General features: G+C 72.5%; 14 protein-coding genes. 7 read left to right on the top strand and 7 right to left on the bottom strand.

Going from position 1 to position 15,660, the window contains the following annotated elements; translation table 11 throughout:
* Positions 1-79 precede the first annotated feature (79 nt).
* Positions 80-520 carry a DUF485 domain-containing protein gene (locus ACFV2J_RS01445; RefSeq protein WP_385089302.1) on the top strand — a complete coding sequence of 147 codons (441 nt, stop codon included), beginning with the start codon at positions 80-82 and terminating at the stop codon, positions 518-520.
* Positions 517-2,124 carry a cation acetate symporter gene (locus ACFV2J_RS01440; protein ID WP_385089299.1) on the top strand — a complete coding sequence of 536 codons (1,608 nt, stop codon included), beginning with the start codon at positions 517-519 and terminating at the stop codon, positions 2,122-2,124. Before ACFV2J_RS01445 ends, ACFV2J_RS01440 begins: the two co-directional genes overlap by 4 nt.
* 82 nt (positions 2,125-2,206) lie before the next feature.
* On the opposite strand, the gene ACFV2J_RS01435 is transcribed toward ACFV2J_RS01440, so the two are convergent.
* The 7 genes from ACFV2J_RS01435 to ACFV2J_RS01405 form a co-directional block, all read right to left on the bottom strand.
* The gene (locus ACFV2J_RS01435) at positions 2,207-3,763 is read right to left on the bottom strand and encodes a hypothetical protein (protein WP_385089297.1); all 1,557 of its coding nucleotides are present in this window, start codon (positions 3,761-3,763) and stop codon (positions 2,207-2,209) included.
* 243 nt (positions 3,764-4,006) lie between these two features.
* Positions 4,007-4,552 carry a TetR/AcrR family transcriptional regulator gene (locus ACFV2J_RS01430; protein ID WP_385089294.1) on the bottom strand — a complete coding sequence of 182 codons (546 nt, stop codon included), beginning with the start codon at positions 4,550-4,552 and terminating at the stop codon, positions 4,007-4,009.
* Positions 4,553-4,690: 138 nt separating this feature from the next.
* Positions 4,691-6,577 carry an NAD-binding lipoprotein gene (locus ACFV2J_RS01425; RefSeq protein WP_385437028.1) on the bottom strand — a complete coding sequence of 629 codons (1,887 nt, stop codon included), beginning with the start codon at positions 6,575-6,577 and terminating at the stop codon, positions 4,691-4,693.
* 401 nt (positions 6,578-6,978) lie between these two features.
* Entirely contained in the window at positions 6,979-7,617 is a 639-nt protein-coding gene (locus ACFV2J_RS01420) for a hypothetical protein (RefSeq protein WP_385090068.1), read from the bottom strand.
* 262 nt (positions 7,618-7,879) lie between these two features.
* A complete protein-coding gene (locus ACFV2J_RS01415) occupies positions 7,880-8,701 on the bottom strand; it encodes a rod shape-determining protein (RefSeq protein ID WP_385437026.1) in 822 nt (273 codons plus the stop codon).
* A 2-nt stretch (positions 8,702-8,703) separates the two neighbouring features.
* Positions 8,704-9,078, bottom strand: a complete 375-nt coding sequence (locus tag ACFV2J_RS01410; RefSeq protein ID WP_385090071.1) for a TraR/DksA family transcriptional regulator — start codon at positions 9,076-9,078, stop codon at positions 8,704-8,706.
* Between the two features lie 186 nt (positions 9,079-9,264).
* The gene (locus ACFV2J_RS01405; RefSeq protein WP_385090074.1) at positions 9,265-9,591 is read right to left on the bottom strand and encodes a TraR/DksA C4-type zinc finger protein; all 327 of its coding nucleotides are present in this window, start codon (positions 9,589-9,591) and stop codon (positions 9,265-9,267) included.
* Between the two features lie 295 nt (positions 9,592-9,886).
* On the opposite strand from ACFV2J_RS01405, the gene ACFV2J_RS01400 reads away from it, so the two are divergent.
* The 5 genes from ACFV2J_RS01400 to ACFV2J_RS01380 all read left to right on the top strand — a co-directional run bounded on the left by ACFV2J_RS01400 (position 9,887) and on the right by ACFV2J_RS01380 (position 15,614).
* Positions 9,887-10,840: a HAMP domain-containing sensor histidine kinase gene (locus tag ACFV2J_RS01400; protein WP_385090077.1), complete on the top strand. Its 954-nt coding sequence runs from the start codon at positions 9,887-9,889 to the stop codon at positions 10,838-10,840.
* 2 nt (positions 10,841-10,842) lie between these two features.
* On the top strand, positions 10,843-11,502 hold the full coding sequence (locus ACFV2J_RS01395; protein WP_385090095.1) for a response regulator: 660 nt from the start codon (positions 10,843-10,845) through the stop codon (positions 11,500-11,502).
* Between the two features lie 48 nt (positions 11,503-11,550).
* Entirely contained in the window at positions 11,551-12,048 is a 498-nt protein-coding gene (locus ACFV2J_RS01390) for a hypothetical protein (RefSeq protein ID WP_385436901.1), read from the top strand.
* Between the two features lie 75 nt (positions 12,049-12,123).
* Positions 12,124-14,397, top strand: coding sequence for a protein translocase subunit SecD (gene secD, locus ACFV2J_RS01385; RefSeq protein ID WP_385090080.1), 2,274 nt, complete (start codon positions 12,124-12,126; stop codon positions 14,395-14,397).
* Positions 14,398-14,780: 383 nt separating this feature from the next.
* The gene (locus tag ACFV2J_RS01380; RefSeq protein WP_385090083.1) at positions 14,781-15,614 is read left to right on the top strand and encodes a ribonuclease BN; all 834 of its coding nucleotides are present in this window, start codon (positions 14,781-14,783) and stop codon (positions 15,612-15,614) included.
* Positions 15,615-15,660: the final 46 nt, after the last annotated feature.

Below are 15,660 nucleotides of genomic sequence, written 5' to 3'. Positions count from 1 at the left end.
CGTGCGAGGACCCGAGCAGCTCCCCCACCTCTTAGCGCGGTCCATGTCCGTCGGTAACGAACCCGCCAGGAGACCCGGAATGTCCTACGACAGCTCCGCTTCGAACTCCGCCCGACCCCACCACGGACAGCATTCCTCCCCTGCCCGGGCCCCCGCGCTCCCCGCTCCCCCCGGGGAGCCGTTACGCGGCGGGACACCGCCTCGCCCCTGGACCGGACACCACCGCGACCTGCGTGTCCTGCGCCGCGCCTACCGCCGACAGCGCTGGCTCACCACACTGGCGGCGCTCGGCTACTTCTCCCTCTTCCTCGCCCTCTCCGTCGGCCGCCCCGACATCATGGCGAGGCCCGTGACCGGCGGACTGTCGACCGGCCTGGTCCTCGCCCTCGCCCAACTCCCCGTCACCTGGCTCGCCGTGGCGCTGTACGAGCGCACCGCCCGCCGCTACGTCGACCCGCTGGCACGCCGCGTGAACCGGCAGGCGCCGTGGGCCGGCGGCGAACAGGAGAGGGAGCGATGACGGACTTCAGCGACTCCGCACGGTCCTGGTCCCTCGTCGCCTTCTGCATCGCCGTCTCCGTCACCCTTCTGCTGTGCGTACTCACCGGCCCCGACAGCGACGACCTCGAGGAGTTCTACACCGGCTACCGTTCGCTGTCGCCCGTCCGCAACGGCCTCGCCATCGCGGGCGACTACATCTCGGCCGCGACCGTGTTCACCATCGGCGGGGTCATCGCACTCTGCGGATACGACGGCGTCGTCCTGGCCCTCAGCACCCTGCTGTCCCTCCTGTTGCTGATGTTCCTGCTCGCCGAACCCCTGCGGAACACGGGCAAGTTCACCATGGGTGACGCCCTCGCCCGGCGCATGCCGGGGCGCACGGTGCGCATCACAGCGTGCGCGGTCACCATCGTGGCGCTGGTGCCGATGATGCTCGTCCAACTCGCCAGCACCGGACAGCTCCTGGCCTTCATCCTCGGCTTCTCCGACAGTGCCATGAAGACCGGCTGCATCGTCGGGGTGGGCGCGCTGATGATCACCTACGCGGCCATCGGGGGGATGCGGGGCACCGCGCTGATCCAGACCCTGAAGATGGTCGTGCTGCTCGGTTCCGGCGTGACCGTCGCGGTACTGATCCTGAGGACCTTTCACTGGAACCCGGGAACCCTGTTCGGCGCGGCCGCCGACCACAGTGGTGCGCGCGACCAGTTCCTGCACGGCGGGCTGGAGTTCGCCGGCGGACCGCATCCGCATCTCGACATGCTCAGCACGCAGTTGGCCATCGTGCTGGGCGGTGCGTGCCTCCCGCACGTGACCATGCGCATGTACACCGCGAAGAGCGCGCGTCAGGTGCGGCGTTCGATGTCGTGGGCGGTGTCGTCGGTGGCCCTGTTCGTCGCGGTGGCCACGGTCATCGGTATCGGCGCGACGGCACTGATCGGCCGGGCGGGCATCGCGAAGGCCGACCCGTGGGGACACACCGCGTACCTGCTCAGCTCCCGGGCGGCGTTCGGTGCGGACATGTCGAGGGCGGAGACCCTCGTGTTCACCACGGTCACCACCGCGATCTTCCTGACCCTGCTCGCCTCGGTGGCCGGTATGACACTGGCCTGCGCCAACTCCCTGGCCCACGACGTGTTCGCCACCCGGGGCTCCGGCATGGCGCCGCACCACGAGACGATGCTGGCCCGCGTCTCCGCCGTGGTCGTCGGGGCTCCGATCGTCGTGCTCGCCGCCCTGGTCCAGCACCGCAGCCTGCAACCGCTGGCGACCCTCTCCTTCTGCCTGGGCGCGTCGGCGATCGCCCCGGCACTGATCTACAGCCTCTTCTGGCGCAACTTCACGCGCGCCGGCCTGTTGAGCACGCTCATCGGCGGCACCCTCTCGGTGCTCCTGCTGATGCCGGGGACCAGACTCGTCTCCGGCTCACCGACGTCGGCGTTTCCCCACGCGGACTTCAACTGGTTCCCGTTCACCACCACGGGGCTGGTCTCCGTCCCCCTGGGATTCGCCTTCGGATGGCTCGGCAGCGTGCTCTCCGGACGCCGCAGAGCAGCCCGCGAGCGGCGTCGTTACGAGGCCATCGAAAGTCTGATCCTGGCGGGGCCGAGACCGAAACGGTGACGGGCCGGGGCTCACCCCGACCCGCCGAGACCCGCCGGTCCGACGGGGCGCCGCCCGCGCACGAGCGGTGCCCCTCTCGCCGTCAGTAGCCGAGGCTCGTCATGTAGGCGCACTCGGTGTAGATGTAGCCGGGCCTCAGCTTGGCGGTGTCCGACGCGGGGGACTTCCCCGTGCGGGTCCGGGACTTGTGGACGAAGTACGTGGTGCCGACGGGCAGCCGGATGGTCCGCTGCGGGTAGTTCTTCCCGCTGTCGTGGCAGGGGGTGAACCCGGCGATCACCGTGCTGGTGAGGGAGTAGGTGGTGCAACTCCCGCAGGCCTTGAGGGAGAAGCTGCCGGTCACCGGCCCCGTGTACATCACCGTGATGTCGTCGGGGCTGTCGTTCTTGACGGTGACGGCGATGCTGCCGCCGGAGGCCGTCGTCGGCAGCCGCCCGCCCGCGGCGGGTACCGTCTGGGCGATCTCCGCCGCGATGGCGATCTTCTGCGCGCGGGCCCGGTTCCCGGCGTGCGGGTTGTTCTTGGCGAACTCGTTCATGGTGGTGACGGCTTCGCCGAACCGCTTGTCCTTGTACTGGCTCACACCGCAGGCGTACGTGCCCGAGTCCGCGTTCGTGGTCGCCCGGTCGGCGTCCTTGCCGAGGGCCGCGGCCACACCCGCCTGCTCCCCCGGGAGTGCGGTGACCTGGGTGCCGAGGCTCCTGAGGTGTTCGACGGCCGCGCAGGGGTCGCTTCCGCGGACCTGCTTCACGGCCCTGTCGACCTCCGCGCTCACCGCGGGCTCCACCTTCCCGGCCGGCGCCGACCGCGGGAAGGTCGACAGGAGGTCGCCGAAGTGCGTCGTCCAGTCCGCGTCGCCGTGGCCGAGCGCCTGGGAGGCGCACTCGTAGAGCGAGGTGGCCAGCCGGTCGTCGGGCCAGGTGGACAGCGTGCCGAGTTCCTTCGCGCCCATGGTTCGCGGGACCGTGCGGAGGTACTTCAACGGAGCTATGGCGTCGCAGTAGTTCTTCTGGGCATAGGGCGAACCGACGGTGGTGTAGAAGGTCTTGAGCCGGTCGGGCACGCGGTCGGCCGCCTTCGAGCCGGGATGGTCGCCGCGCAGACCCCGGTAGGCGGCCAGCGCCCGGCGGTAGTCGGCCTCCGCCGTGGTGAACGACTGCTTCCCGGAGGCCTGGACGAGCTTGTCCGCCCGCTCCAGCCTGTCCAGGAGCATCGCCTCGGTCGCCCTGTCCCGCGCGTTGCCGTACAGGACGACGCCTCCCGCGGGTACGGCCAGGAGGACTACCCCGAGCACGATCGCGAGCAACGCACGCGGCGGCCAGACGAGCCGGGTCCGCAGACCCAGCATCGCGCCGTGGACGCCTGCCAGCCCGAGCAGGACCAGGTAGAGGACGACGGCCGCGCCGGGCACGCCGTCCGGGTCCGCGGGCAGGGCCACGAGCAGCAGGATCGCGGTCGCTGTCCAGCACACGGCCATCAGGACCCAGCGGCGCATCAGCGCGTAACCCAGGCCCAGCCCGGACAGGTTGAGCAGTGCCACCGCGACCGCGCGCAGTGCGTCCGCCGGAGCGGGTGGCGGTGCGGTGGGCATCGGCGGCACGACGAACGTGCCGGGCATGTCGTTGTGATCCCAGGACATGACGGCTCCCCCAGTCAATCACGCCCGAAGTTCTATGACTTGTCAGTGTACGTTCAGTCATGGAGGAGCGACAGGGGGTGAGGCACGGTACTTGATGGACCGTCAAACGCGTCTCGTGGAGAGGTGTGTCCCGACGGGACGCGGGTGGCGGGCGTGACGGTGACTGCGGTGCTCGCGGGTCGCGGGTCGCGGGTCGCGGGTCGCGGGTCGCGCGACAGGGGGTGATCTCCCCGGTATGGGAGGTCAGGGCCTGCCGACGCCGTTGAGGAACATGTCCACGACCAGGTCCGCCGCCTGCGGGGGCTCGACGTCGGGGAACCGGTGAGCGGCACTGTCCACCAGGTCGTCGAGAACGCCCCTCACCCAGGCCTGCGGAACGTCGGCGCGCAGAAAGCCCTCGTCGGCCGCACGACTGAGGAAGTCGTCCAGTCGCCGGCTCTGTTCCTCGCGCAGGTCGCGGGCCTTCGGATCCGCCTGCATCATGCGACGGGTGTCGACGGGCCACTCCCGGCTGACCGGAATGATCCCCTCGACGTAGCGGTGCAGGGCGACGGGGACCGGTGCCGCCGTGAGCCGTGCCTCGTCAAGGACTCGTGCGGCGGAGTCGAGCTTCGCCTGGAAGACGGCGTCGAGCAGGGCCTCGCGGGTGGCGAAGCGGCGGTGGACGGTCGTGCGGTCCACGCCCGCCGCGGCGGCGATGGCCGAGATCGAGGTGCTCGGGTCGTCGGCGAGGAGTCGGGCCCCGGTGCGCAGGACCGCGGCCAGGTTGCGTGCGGCGTCAGCTCTCATGACCCGCCAGTGTATCAACCAGTCGCACTTATGGCCCGTTCCTCACCACCGACCGGGTGGCCGACTCGCTCCATGCGATATGCCTGTTGCACTTAGGTGCCCTGCGGGCATCCGTCGACGTCAGGACACGCCCATGGATCACTGCGGGTGCGGCCTGGTGTCCGCCCGTTCGACCTGAAGTTCCTCCGTGGCCCGTCCGGAGGAGTCGGCGGGGCCGCCCGGTTCGGACGCCACAACGACCACCTGGTCCTCGGCGTCCCACGCGCGCCGCTCCCCCTTGTGGGGGTTGAGCCGGACCCCGAGGTCCGGGAGCGTGGCGCGCCGGTCGTGACGGCGGTATCCGATGGCGCACTCGCCTCGGTCACGCGCCGCGGCCACCACGGTGGCGAAACTGGCCTCGCCGCCCGGGCGCACGTAGTGGGCCGCGGGCCGCAGGCAGATGGTGCTGCCGTCGGCGGAGAACAACTCGTCGAACACGGCCGCGAGATGCCGGTTCTGCGCGATCTGGGCCATGAGCAGTCCGGTCAGCTCACCACTGACGATGACGTCGGAACCGGGGTTGAGGGGGGCCAGCGGCCGGTTGCGGTCGTCGACGAGTTCGGTGACGACGCGCATCTCCCGTCCGGTCCGGTCCTCCAGGAGCCGCACGGCCAGCAGGGTGACCAGGGTCCGGTCGTCGGGCCGGTCGGGCCCGTCGCCCGGATCGGGTCCGAGGACGACCATCCCGTCGTACGGCGCGAGGTCGAGCCCGAGCAGTGTCTCGGGGCGCGACAGGTCGGCGGACTGGAACCGCACCGTCAGCCGGGCGGCCGCGGTCTCCGGTTCCCGCGCCGGTCCGGGTACCGCCCGGTCCGTCACCACGTGCAGCACCGAACCCGGGCGGACCGTGCGCCGCAACTGGTCCACGACGAGGGGCGCGCGCCTGTTCCAGCCGAGCAGCAACAGGTGGGCGGCGCCGTCCGGCGGTGGCGGGTCGGTGACGATCGCCGCCCGGTCTACGAGGGGCCGGCAGTCCTCCGGCCGTGTCGTGCCGTCGTCACGCGTGAGGACGATCAGGAGGGTGCCCGGCGCGACGACGGTGTCGGCGGGCGGGTTCAGCAGCGTACGTCCGTCGGGGGTGAACAGGCCGACCACGCAGGAGGTGGCGTGGCCGAGCAGGACCGTGCCGAAGGTGCCTCCGTGGAACGCGGAGCCGTCGGCGAGGTGGAACTCGTCCCCGGCGAAGTCCAGCAGGTCGCGCAGGACCAGGGAGAGGCCGGGACGGCCGACGCACTGCGCGATCAGCCGCGCCGTGACGGTGTCGGTCTCCAGGACCGTGCCGCGCGGACCGGCGGCCAGCCGGGCCGGTGCGCGGTAGCGGTCGTCGCGCACGGCGGCCAGCACCGGCGGCCCGTCACTCCCGTCGCCGAGGACCGCTCGCAGTGCCAGCAGGACGCGCAGGACCTCGGCGTCGCCCGCGGGCTCCCCGGAGGGCAGCACCAGCACGGTGTCCGCCGTGCGCGGGCTGACCAGCGCGAGTACGTCGGGGTCGCTGGCCGGCCCGCTGCGGCAGATGACGCGGGCTCGGCTCTGAGGACCGAGCTGGACGGCCAGCGCCCGCTCCATCTCGTTCTTGTCCCGCTCGGCGAGCAGGACGATGGCCCGTGGCCGGTGCGCGGTCTGGGCGGCGATCAGTTCGCCGACCACCGTGGCCACCTGGTCCGACCAGCCGAGCACGACGGCATGGCCCTCCTCGATCACGGTCGACCTGCCGCGGCTCAACTCGGCCAGCCGGTCGGCCAGGCCCGTGGTGATGACCCCGACGAGAGTCGACACGCAGAGCAGGGCGACCAGCCCGAGCAGGGCGGAGAGCAGCATGCGCACCGGGGTGCCCGTCACCGCGCCGAGGCGCAGCGTCTCCGCGCTGGTCCGCCACACCGCCGTCAGCCGCCCCGGCAACGAGCGCGGGGAGCCGGGGTCCGTCCACACCAGCAGCGCGCTCACCGGGACCACGACGGCCAGGCAGGTGATCACCAGCCAGCCCATCAGGGTGCCCGTGCTGCGGGCCAGCGTACGGTCGAACCGGTAGCGCGCCCTGTCCTGCAACGACACCGGCCGCGGCTCCTCCAGCCGTTCCAATCCCACGCCACCCCTTGTCCTCGTACCGCGTCCACCACGGCGACGGCCCGCGCCGGACGAACGTCCGCCGAGTCGCGCCGACGTCACGGCGCTGCCGGGCCGCCGCCTCACAGTGAGGTCTCCGGCACCGGGACACGCGGGAATCCGGAGCCGATTCATTCTTTCGGGCAGACGCCGTGGCGAGGGGGGTGGGCGCCTTGGCGAGGGGGCAGACACCGTGGCGAGTGGGCGGGCGCCATGGTGAGCGGCTCGGAGTGTGCCGCCCGCCTGCCGACCGGATCCGTACCGGGTCGTGACCCGCGTCCGGTTCACTTGGAGGCCGTCCAGCGTGGTGCGGTCCTGGCCCAGGCCGTGTCCCAATCCGCCAGGTTGTGCCGTCGCAGTACGAGGTCGGTGACGCCGTACGCGACGCCCCCGAGGAGGGTGACGGTCAGGGCGGCGGTGATCGCCCAGCCCATGCAGAGGCTGCGGATCCGGTCGGTGGTCAGCGGCGGCCCGGTGAGTCTTCCTCGTGTGTCGGACCAGATCCGGACGGTGCTGCCCTCGGTCAGACCGGGCCGGACCCCGGTCTTCGCGGTGCGGGTGTGCCCGGTGGGGTCGGTGAAGCGGACCCTGACCGGATAGCGGCTCTCCCTCTCCTCCGTCGACCCCGGCTCGGGGTGGCGAGGGGCGTCCTGGAGGAGGACCGCGGTGGCAGGCGCTCTCGTCCGGTGCTGATGCTCGGCGGTACGCGCGTAGTGGTGGTACGCGGTGTCGCCTGCCAGGAACATGGCGGCGGGGGCCGCGGCCAGTACGGCCAGCAGCAGCCCGATGCCGATCCACGCCTGCACCAGGTCGTTGCGGCGGCGCAGGGGACTCCGGCGCAGTCGCCACAGCATGACGCGCGGAAGGTCTTCGGGAGGGGGATCCTCAGCGGGCGACTGTGCCTCGGGGGTGCCGCCTGCCATGGTGTCCTCCTTTCCCCGGCCAGGGGGCCGGATCGGGACGCGGTCGGTGCGGACCGCGGTGTGGGTGACGCGGATCGGGATGTGGTGGTGCGCATCGGGATGCGGTGGTGCGGGCGGGAATTCGGTGCTGCGGACGGGAATTCGGTCGTGCTGACCGAACATCGGTGGTGCGTATCCGACTTCGTGACGCGGAGACAGGCGCCGGGCGTGACGGGAGGGGTGGGGACGGGGCGACCGGGTGACAGGGCGACCGGGGCGCGGATCACGACCGGTCCGTCGCCGGGGCGACGGTGCCGGTCACGGAGGGGTGGGCGTGCGCGGCTTGCAGGAGGGCCGCCGCCCCGCGGACGGCGGCGGTGTGCGGCGCGGCGACGGTGCGCAGGGGTGTACGCAGTCCGCGGGTGAGGCGATAGGTGATCTCGGGGCGCAGGGCTCCTCCGCCGGCCAGCAGCGCGCCCCTGTCCAGGGCGTCCAGGGTGAGTGACGTACGGTCCTGCCGCAGCATCGTGGTCACCATGGCGGCCACCGCCTCGCTGACGCGTGACGCCGGAACGGTGTCGAGGTCGCCGGTGCCCAGAGCGGCGCGGTGCGCGTCGACGACGGCGCCGTCCGCCAGGAGCACCACCTCGGTGAGGTGGGCGCCGACGTCCACGACGAGCAGCGGCCGGGACAGGTCGGCGCCCGCGCCCAGCGCGACGGCACGCGCGCCGGGGACGGTGATCACGCTGTGCGGCCGCAGCACCTCCACGGCCGTGCGCGCCGCCGTCCGGTAGGCGACTCCGTCCAGCACGGGAGCGGTCAGGACGATCAGCGGGCGGGTGCCGCCGGGCAGCCGGTGGCCGAGCAGACGGTCCAGCATCCGGGCCGCTCCCGCCGTGTCGACGATGGTGCCGCGCTGGACCGGGTACACGACGCCGGCCCCCGGGAAGGTGACCGTGGGGACGTCGAGGACGAGGCCCCGGCCGGCTATCCAGGCGCGGGTGCGGGCGCTTCCCATGTCGAGGGCGATCCCGCAGCACTTCCGGCAGAGGGGCCACGGCCGGTGCCGGGCGGGACGGGCTCCGGTGCGGAGCCGGCGGGTCATGTTCACCGGCCGGCCTCCCTGACCTGCTGGCAGCGGGTGCAGTAGCGGGCCTGGGGCACGATCGCCAGCCGTTCGCTCCCGATGGGACGCCGGCACAGCCCGCAGGCTCCGTACCCGCCCTGGTCCATGCGGAGGAGGGCGGCGTCGACGTCGGCGAGGACCATACGGGCGGAGGCGGCGAGCTGGACGCGGACCTCGGCCTGCGAGGCGGCCCGCTGTCGCGGAGGCGCGTCCGCGCGGGAGGTGGCCGCGATCTGCCGGAGCTGCTCCTGGCGGAACAGGCGTTGTTCGAGCAGGTTCTCGCGGAGCGCCGCGAGGTCGATGTCCTCGGACGCGAGGTGTGTGTCGCGGGGGCCGATGATCTGGTTGTTCACCACTTCACCCCTTGGGCAGGGCAGTTGACGGGTGTCGGAGTACGGGACGGGAGCGGAGGGGGACGGGGGCCGGAGGAAGCGGGACCGGGAGGGGTGCGGTCCAGGGGCGAGGGGCGGGGAGGGCGGTGGCGCGAGCGGAGGCCGAGGGGGGAGCGGGACCGGCCGGAAGGGAAGCGGGACAGTCGGCGGTCAGGTGGCGCGGCGCAGGCAGGCGACGCAGTGGTGCGCGTACGGGAGGATCTCCAGGCGCTCCGCCGGCACGGGCTTGGCGCAGTCCGGGCAGGTTCCGTACGTGCCGTCCTCGACCCGGGCGAAGGCCGCGTCGATCTCCTTGAGCACCTGTTCGATGGAGTGCTTCTGCGCGGACGTCAGATGGTCGTCCACGGTGAGCCCGGTGTCGGTGAGGGCCCGCAGCTGGATCAGCCTGGTCCCCCGGGCGTGCTCGAGACGGCGGCGGGCCTCCTGGGCGGAGGGACGGTCGCGGCGCGGTTCGGTCCGGGTGGCGTCGAGTGACATGGTGCGTTCCTTTCGCGGGGCCTGGGGAGCAGGGGGGTGCGGCATGTCTCGAGCCTGGCCGTCCGGGCCGCGGAACCCCATAGGGTCCAGGCTCCATTTGCGTGGGGTCGGGGCATCCACGCCGTACGGGCATGGGTGGGCCGGGCCTCGGGAAATGGGCGCTGGACCCCATGGACCGGGCTGCCCAGGAACCCACAGGCTGGCGGCAGGCCGGATCGGTAGCAGGGGCCGCGCCTCGTCCGAGGCGTGTGATGCCCGCCGTACCGGCCGCGTCACAGAAGGAGGCTCGACCCCGATGTCGCTGTTCTGGCGGATCTTCGGGCTCAACGCGGTGGTGCTGGGTACGGCCACCGCGCTGCTGCTCTGGGCTCCGGTGACCGTCTCGGTACCGGTCGTGCTGACGGAGGCCGTCATCCTGGTGGGCGGCCTGGCCGTCATGCTGGTCGCCAACGCCGCGCTGCTGCGCTGGGGTCTGGCCCCGCTGGTCCGGCTGACCGGGCTGATGACCACCGTCGACCTGCTGCGCCCCGGTCAGCGGCTGCCCGCGCGGGGCGGCGGTGAGGTCGCCGAGCTGATCCGCACGTTCAACGCCATGCTCGACCGGCTCGAACAGGAACGGGCCACGAGCAGCGCCCGTGTCCTGCTCGCCCAGGAGGCGGAACGGCGCCGTATCGCGCATGAGCTCCACGACGAGGTGGGCCAGAGCATGACCGCGATCCTGCTGGCTCTCAAGCGCGCCGCGGACGACGCCGACGGGCCGCTGCGCGACGAGTTGCACCAGGCGCAGGAGATCACCCGCGGCAGCCTGGACGAGGTACGCCGCCTGGTGCGCCGGCTGCGCCCCGGTGTGCTGGACGACCTCGGTCTGGTCAGCGCCATGACCTCGCTCACCCACGACTTCGCCACCCACACCGGGCTGCGCGTACTGCGTCACTTCGACGCCGATCTGCCCGCCCTGGAGCCGGAGACGGAACTGGTCCTCTACCGTGTCGCGCAGGAGAGCCTGACGAACGTGGCCCGCCACGCCGACGCGGGACGGGCCGAGGTCAGCCTGCGTCACACGGACGGCGCCGTGGTGCTGGCCATCGCGGACGACGGCCGCGGGATCCAGGCGGCCTGCGAGGGCGCCGGGATCCGAGGCATGCGCGAGCGCGCCCTGCTCATCGGCGCCGCCCTCGACATCACTCCCGCGGCCCGCACCGGTACCCGCATCCGGCTGACCGCGCCGGTCCCCGGGAAGCTGCCGTGACCATGACCGGACCCGCCAAGATCCGTATTCTGCTCGCCGACGACCACGCGCTCGTACGGCGCGGGGTACGGCTGATCCTCGACCGGGAACCGGACCTCGAAGTGGTCGCCGAGGCCGGGGACGGCGCGGAGGCGATCGGGATGGCCCGCGCTCACGACATCGACCTCGCCGTCCTGGACATCGCGATGCCCCGTCTGACCGGACTTCAGGCCACCCGTGAACTGGCGTCGCTGAAACCGGACCTGCGCATCCTGATGCTCACGATGCACGACAACGAGCAGTACTTCTTCCAGGCCCTCAAGGCCGGAGCCTGCGGGTACGTACTGAAATCCGTCGCTGACCGGGACCTGGTGACCGCCTGCCGGACCGCGATGCGCGACGAGCCGTTTCTCTACCCCGGCGCGGTCACCGCCCTCATCCGCAACTACCTCGACCGTGTCCGTCACGGCGAGGAGACCTCCGACCAGGCGGTGACGCCCCGGGAGGAGGAGGTCCTCAAACTCGTCGCGGAGGGGCACTCCTCCAAGGAGATCGCCGACCTCCTCTTCATCAGCGTCAAGACCGTCCAGCGGCACCGCGCGAACCTGCTGCACAAGCTCGGCCTGCGCGACCGTCTGGAGCTCACCCGTTACGCCATCCGGGCCGGCCTCGTCGAACCCTGACCGGCCTCGGCCGCGCCGCCGGACACCACCACGAAATGAGGACGGTGCATGCAGGTCGCCCCGCGCACCGCTCGTCGCGTGAACGGTGGCCGGCGCCCCACGGGCCGTGCCGTACTGGTCACCGTCCTGCTGGCCCTGTTCACCACGTTCGGCGTGGGCGCTCCACCGGCGGAACGGGCGGACCCGGTCCGGAGCGGTGGGACCTCGGCAGGGCTCCAGGCCGACGCGCACGCAGCCGGACACGGTGTCGACACGGACCCGTCCGGGCACCGTCCCGACGCGGACGCGTCCGGACACCGTCCCGGTGCGGTCCCCCGTGCCCAAGAGGAGTGCGCCGGCGTCTGCTCGACCTGTGCCGGTGGTCGTCACGCGCTCAAGGGTGAGCGGCCGACACCGCCGACGCACCTCGCCACCACCGCCGGCGCGACGGCCGGCCCCTCGGCCACCCTCGTACGCACACCTCCCCTTCCCGAGCCCGCGCCCCACTCCCCCGGCCCCGGGGTGGACGACCGTGGGCGGGCACCTCCCGCGCCTTCCGGTATCTGACGTCCCGTCCCGTTCCCCGTTCGTTCGCCGCGACCGCGCCGACCGCCGTCGCGGTGTGCCCGCCGGAGGCCACCGTTGATCCGCTCCGCCCGGGTGAGGGCCCTGCTCGCCCTCACCGTGATCGCCCTGTCCCTGTACATCGCCTGCACCGTGCCGGTCCGTCTCGGACTCGATCTGCGCGGCGGCACCCAGATCGTGCTGGAGACCCGCTCCACACCGTCGGCCGAGGCCGGCCGCGAGGCCACCGACCGCACGCTGGAGGTGCTGCGCGGGCGCGTCGACGCGCTCGGTGTCGCCGAACCCACCCTCGTCCGCTCCGGCAGCAATCGGATCATCGTCGAACTGCCGGGCGTACGGGATCCGAAGGAGGCGGCCGATGTGCTGGGCCGCACCGCTCAGCTCACCTTCCACCCGGTGCTCGGCACGGCGGGTGACCCCGGGGAAGGGCGTGAGGACGCCCGGGACCTGGTCCTGCCCGACGAGTCGGGCCGCCCGCTGCGTCTCGCCAAGGACTCTGCCCTGACCGGAAAGGAGGTCGAGGGCGCCGCCGCGCGTTTCGACCAGGAGACGGGGGCCGGCTGGCACGTGACCCTCGACTTCGACCAAGCGGGCCGTGACCGGTGGGCCCGGCTGACCGGGGAGGCCGCCTGCCGGCCGGCGGGCGACCCCGCACGCCGTGTCGCCATCGTGCTCGACGACAGGATCATCTCCGCTCCGCAGATCGACCCGTCGGTGTCCTGCGGGACGGGCATACCGGGCGGCTCCACGCGGATCACCGGCTCCTTCGGCGACACGGAGGCCCGGGAACTGGCCCTGCTCATCAACGGCGGCGCCCTGCCGGTACCGGTCGAGACCGTCGAGCAGCACACTGTCGGGCCCACCCTGGGCGCGCGCGCCCTCACGGCCAGTGCCTGGGCCGCGGCCATCGGCACCGCCCTGACCTCGCTGTTCATCATCGGCGTCTACCGGCTGATGGGCTTCCTCGCCGCCGTGGCCCTGCTCTGCCACGCCCTGATCTCGTACGCCGCCCTGGCCGCCCTCGGCGCCACGCTCACCCTGCCGGGCCTGGCCGGCTTCGTGCTGGCGATCGGCATGGCCGTGGACGCCAACGTGCTCGTCTTCGAACGCGCCCGCGAGGAGTACACCACCGGGCACCGTCCCAGCACGCGCTCGGCCCTGACCGCCGGGTTCCGCAACGCCTTCAGCGCGATCGCCGACTCCAACGTCACCACGCTGATCGCGGCCGTGCTGCTGTTCTTCCTCGCCTCCGGACCGGTACGCGGGTTCGGTGTCACGCTCGGCATCGGCGTCGTCGCCTCGATGGTCAGCGCGTTGGTGGTCACGCGCGTGCTCGCCGACCACGCCGCGTCCCGCCCGTGGGTGCGCCGACGTCCTGGTGTCACCGGCATCGCGACGGCGGGCCGGGTCCGCGGCCTGCTCGGGCGCCGCCGACCGGACCTGATGCGCCGGCCGCGCCGCTGGCTGGGCGTCTCCGTCGTCCTCCTCGTCCTCGCCTCGTCGGGCATCGCGGCGCGCGGAATCCAGTTCGGCATCGACTTCACCGGCGGCCGCCTGATGGAGTACACCACCGGCGCGCCCGTGGACCCGGAACGGGCCCGCGCCGACCTCGCCGACGCGGGAGTCGCCGGCGCGGTCGTCCAGTCCTCCGGCGACTCCGGACTCACGGTACGCACCGAGGAGTTGACCGACGCCGAGGCGGCCACGGTCACACGGACCGTCGGCACACTCGGCGGCGGCGCCGACAAGGTCCGCGACGAGCTGATCGGCCCCAGCCTGGGCGAGGAACTGCGCCGCAACGCCCTCATCGCGCTCGCCGTGGCGCTCGGCGCCCAGCTCCTCTATCTCGCGGCACGCTTCCGCTGGCTGTTCGGCACCGCGGCGGTCGCGGCGCTCGCCCACGACGTCGTCATCCTCGTGGGCGTCTTCGCCTGGCTCGGCAAGCCCGTCGACGGCGTCTTCCTCGCCGCCCTCCTCACCGTCGTCGGCTACTCGGTCAACGACTCGGTCGTCGTCTTCGACCGGGTCAGGGAGCTGGGCCGGCGCGACGCCGGGGGACCGCTGCCGGACCTCGCCCGTCGCGCGATCCTTCAGACACTGCCGCGTACCGTCAACACGGGCATGGGGGCGGCGCTCATCCTCACCGCCCTGGCCGTCCTCGGCGGGGATTCGCTCACCGACTTCGCGCTCGCCCTGCTCATCGGCCTCGCGGTCGGGACGTACTCCTCCGTCTTCACGGCCGTCCCCGTGGCGATCGAACTGCACCGCCGTGGCCGGCCCAAGCATCCCGCTCGCCCTGCGCGCCAGGCCGACCACGAAGGAACCCGATGACCAACGCACCACCGGCGGTCGGGAGTTCACCGAACGCGTGGACGGGGCCAGGTGGGTCGACGCCACTCCACCGGCGGAATCGACTCCCCGCGCCGCGGGGTACGCGGCCGCCCCGGGACGCGGACGTGCCTCCCCCGCCATCCGCGCCGCCCGGGTGACGTCGGCTAAGGGGGCCACCACGCCGGAGGAGTGATCGGCCGCCGTCGCGGGTTTGGCCCAGGAGCGGGACGGGAAACCGTCAACGTTCCCCCAGGCGGCTGGGCCGGACCACCGGCACCGCTGTCGGTGGGTGCCGGCTCAGGGAAGGAGCGCCAGATGCCGGGAGCCTTTCGGCGCACGAGAGGCGGCCAGAGGCCTCGCAGGCGCCGGGAAGCGAGGTGCACATGACGGACTCCCCCGACGCGCCGCGGAACGAGCGGCCCCGGCGCCGGACCCCGCGGGCCGTCTGGCACGACTCGGCCCTCGGACGCCTCTGGCAGCACGGCGGCGAACTGGAGCTGCTGCACCGGGCCATGGGGTTCGCGGCACTGAGTCTGGTCACCCTGACCCCGCTGCTGATCGTCGTCGCGGCGGCGGCCCCCTTCGAACACCGGGGATTCGCCCTGTGGGTGATCGACGGCATGAGCCTGTCGGGGCATCCGGCGGACGCCGTGGAGAAGTTGTTCTCGGCACCGCGGCGGGTGCTGAGCACGACCAGCGCCTTCAGTGTGCTCGCCGTCGCGCTGTTCGGTCTCAGTTTCGCCTCCAGCGTGCAGAACGGCTACGAGAGGATCTGGGAGATCCCCGCGGGCCCGTGGCACCACGCGTGGCGCCGCGTGGTGTGGCTCGCCGCCCTGACGGCCTACCTGTTCAGCGAGGCGGAGAGCGGGGCGGTGCTGGTCGGCGGGCTCACGGAGACCATCGTGCGCGTCGCTCTCACCGTGTTCTTCGGCATCCTCTTCTTCTGGTGGGGGCAGCACTTCCTGCTCGGCGAGAGGGTCGCGTGGTCGGCGTTGTTGCCGGGCGCGGTGGCGACGATGGCGGGGCTGGTCGGCCTGCGCGGGTTCTCGTACGTCGTGTTCTCGCCGCTGATCGTGAACAACGCGATCAGCTACGGGACCGTAGGCACCGTTCTCGTCGTGCAGTCGTGGCTCATCGGCGTCGGTTTCGTCGTCTTCGGCGGAGCCCTGCTGGGCCGCCACATCCACGACGCCCTGGAGCGGCACACGGCCCCGTGAGGCCTTCGCGTCGACGGCGGTCTCCTCCGGGTCCCGGTCATGGGAC

The sequence above is a fragment of the Streptomyces sp. NPDC059668 genome, from assembly GCF_042734135.1.
GTDB lineage: Bacteria > Actinomycetota > Actinomycetes > Streptomycetales > Streptomycetaceae > Streptomyces.
Note: the sequence above shows the minus strand (reverse complement) of the source record. Positions and strands in the feature narration are given on the sequence as shown.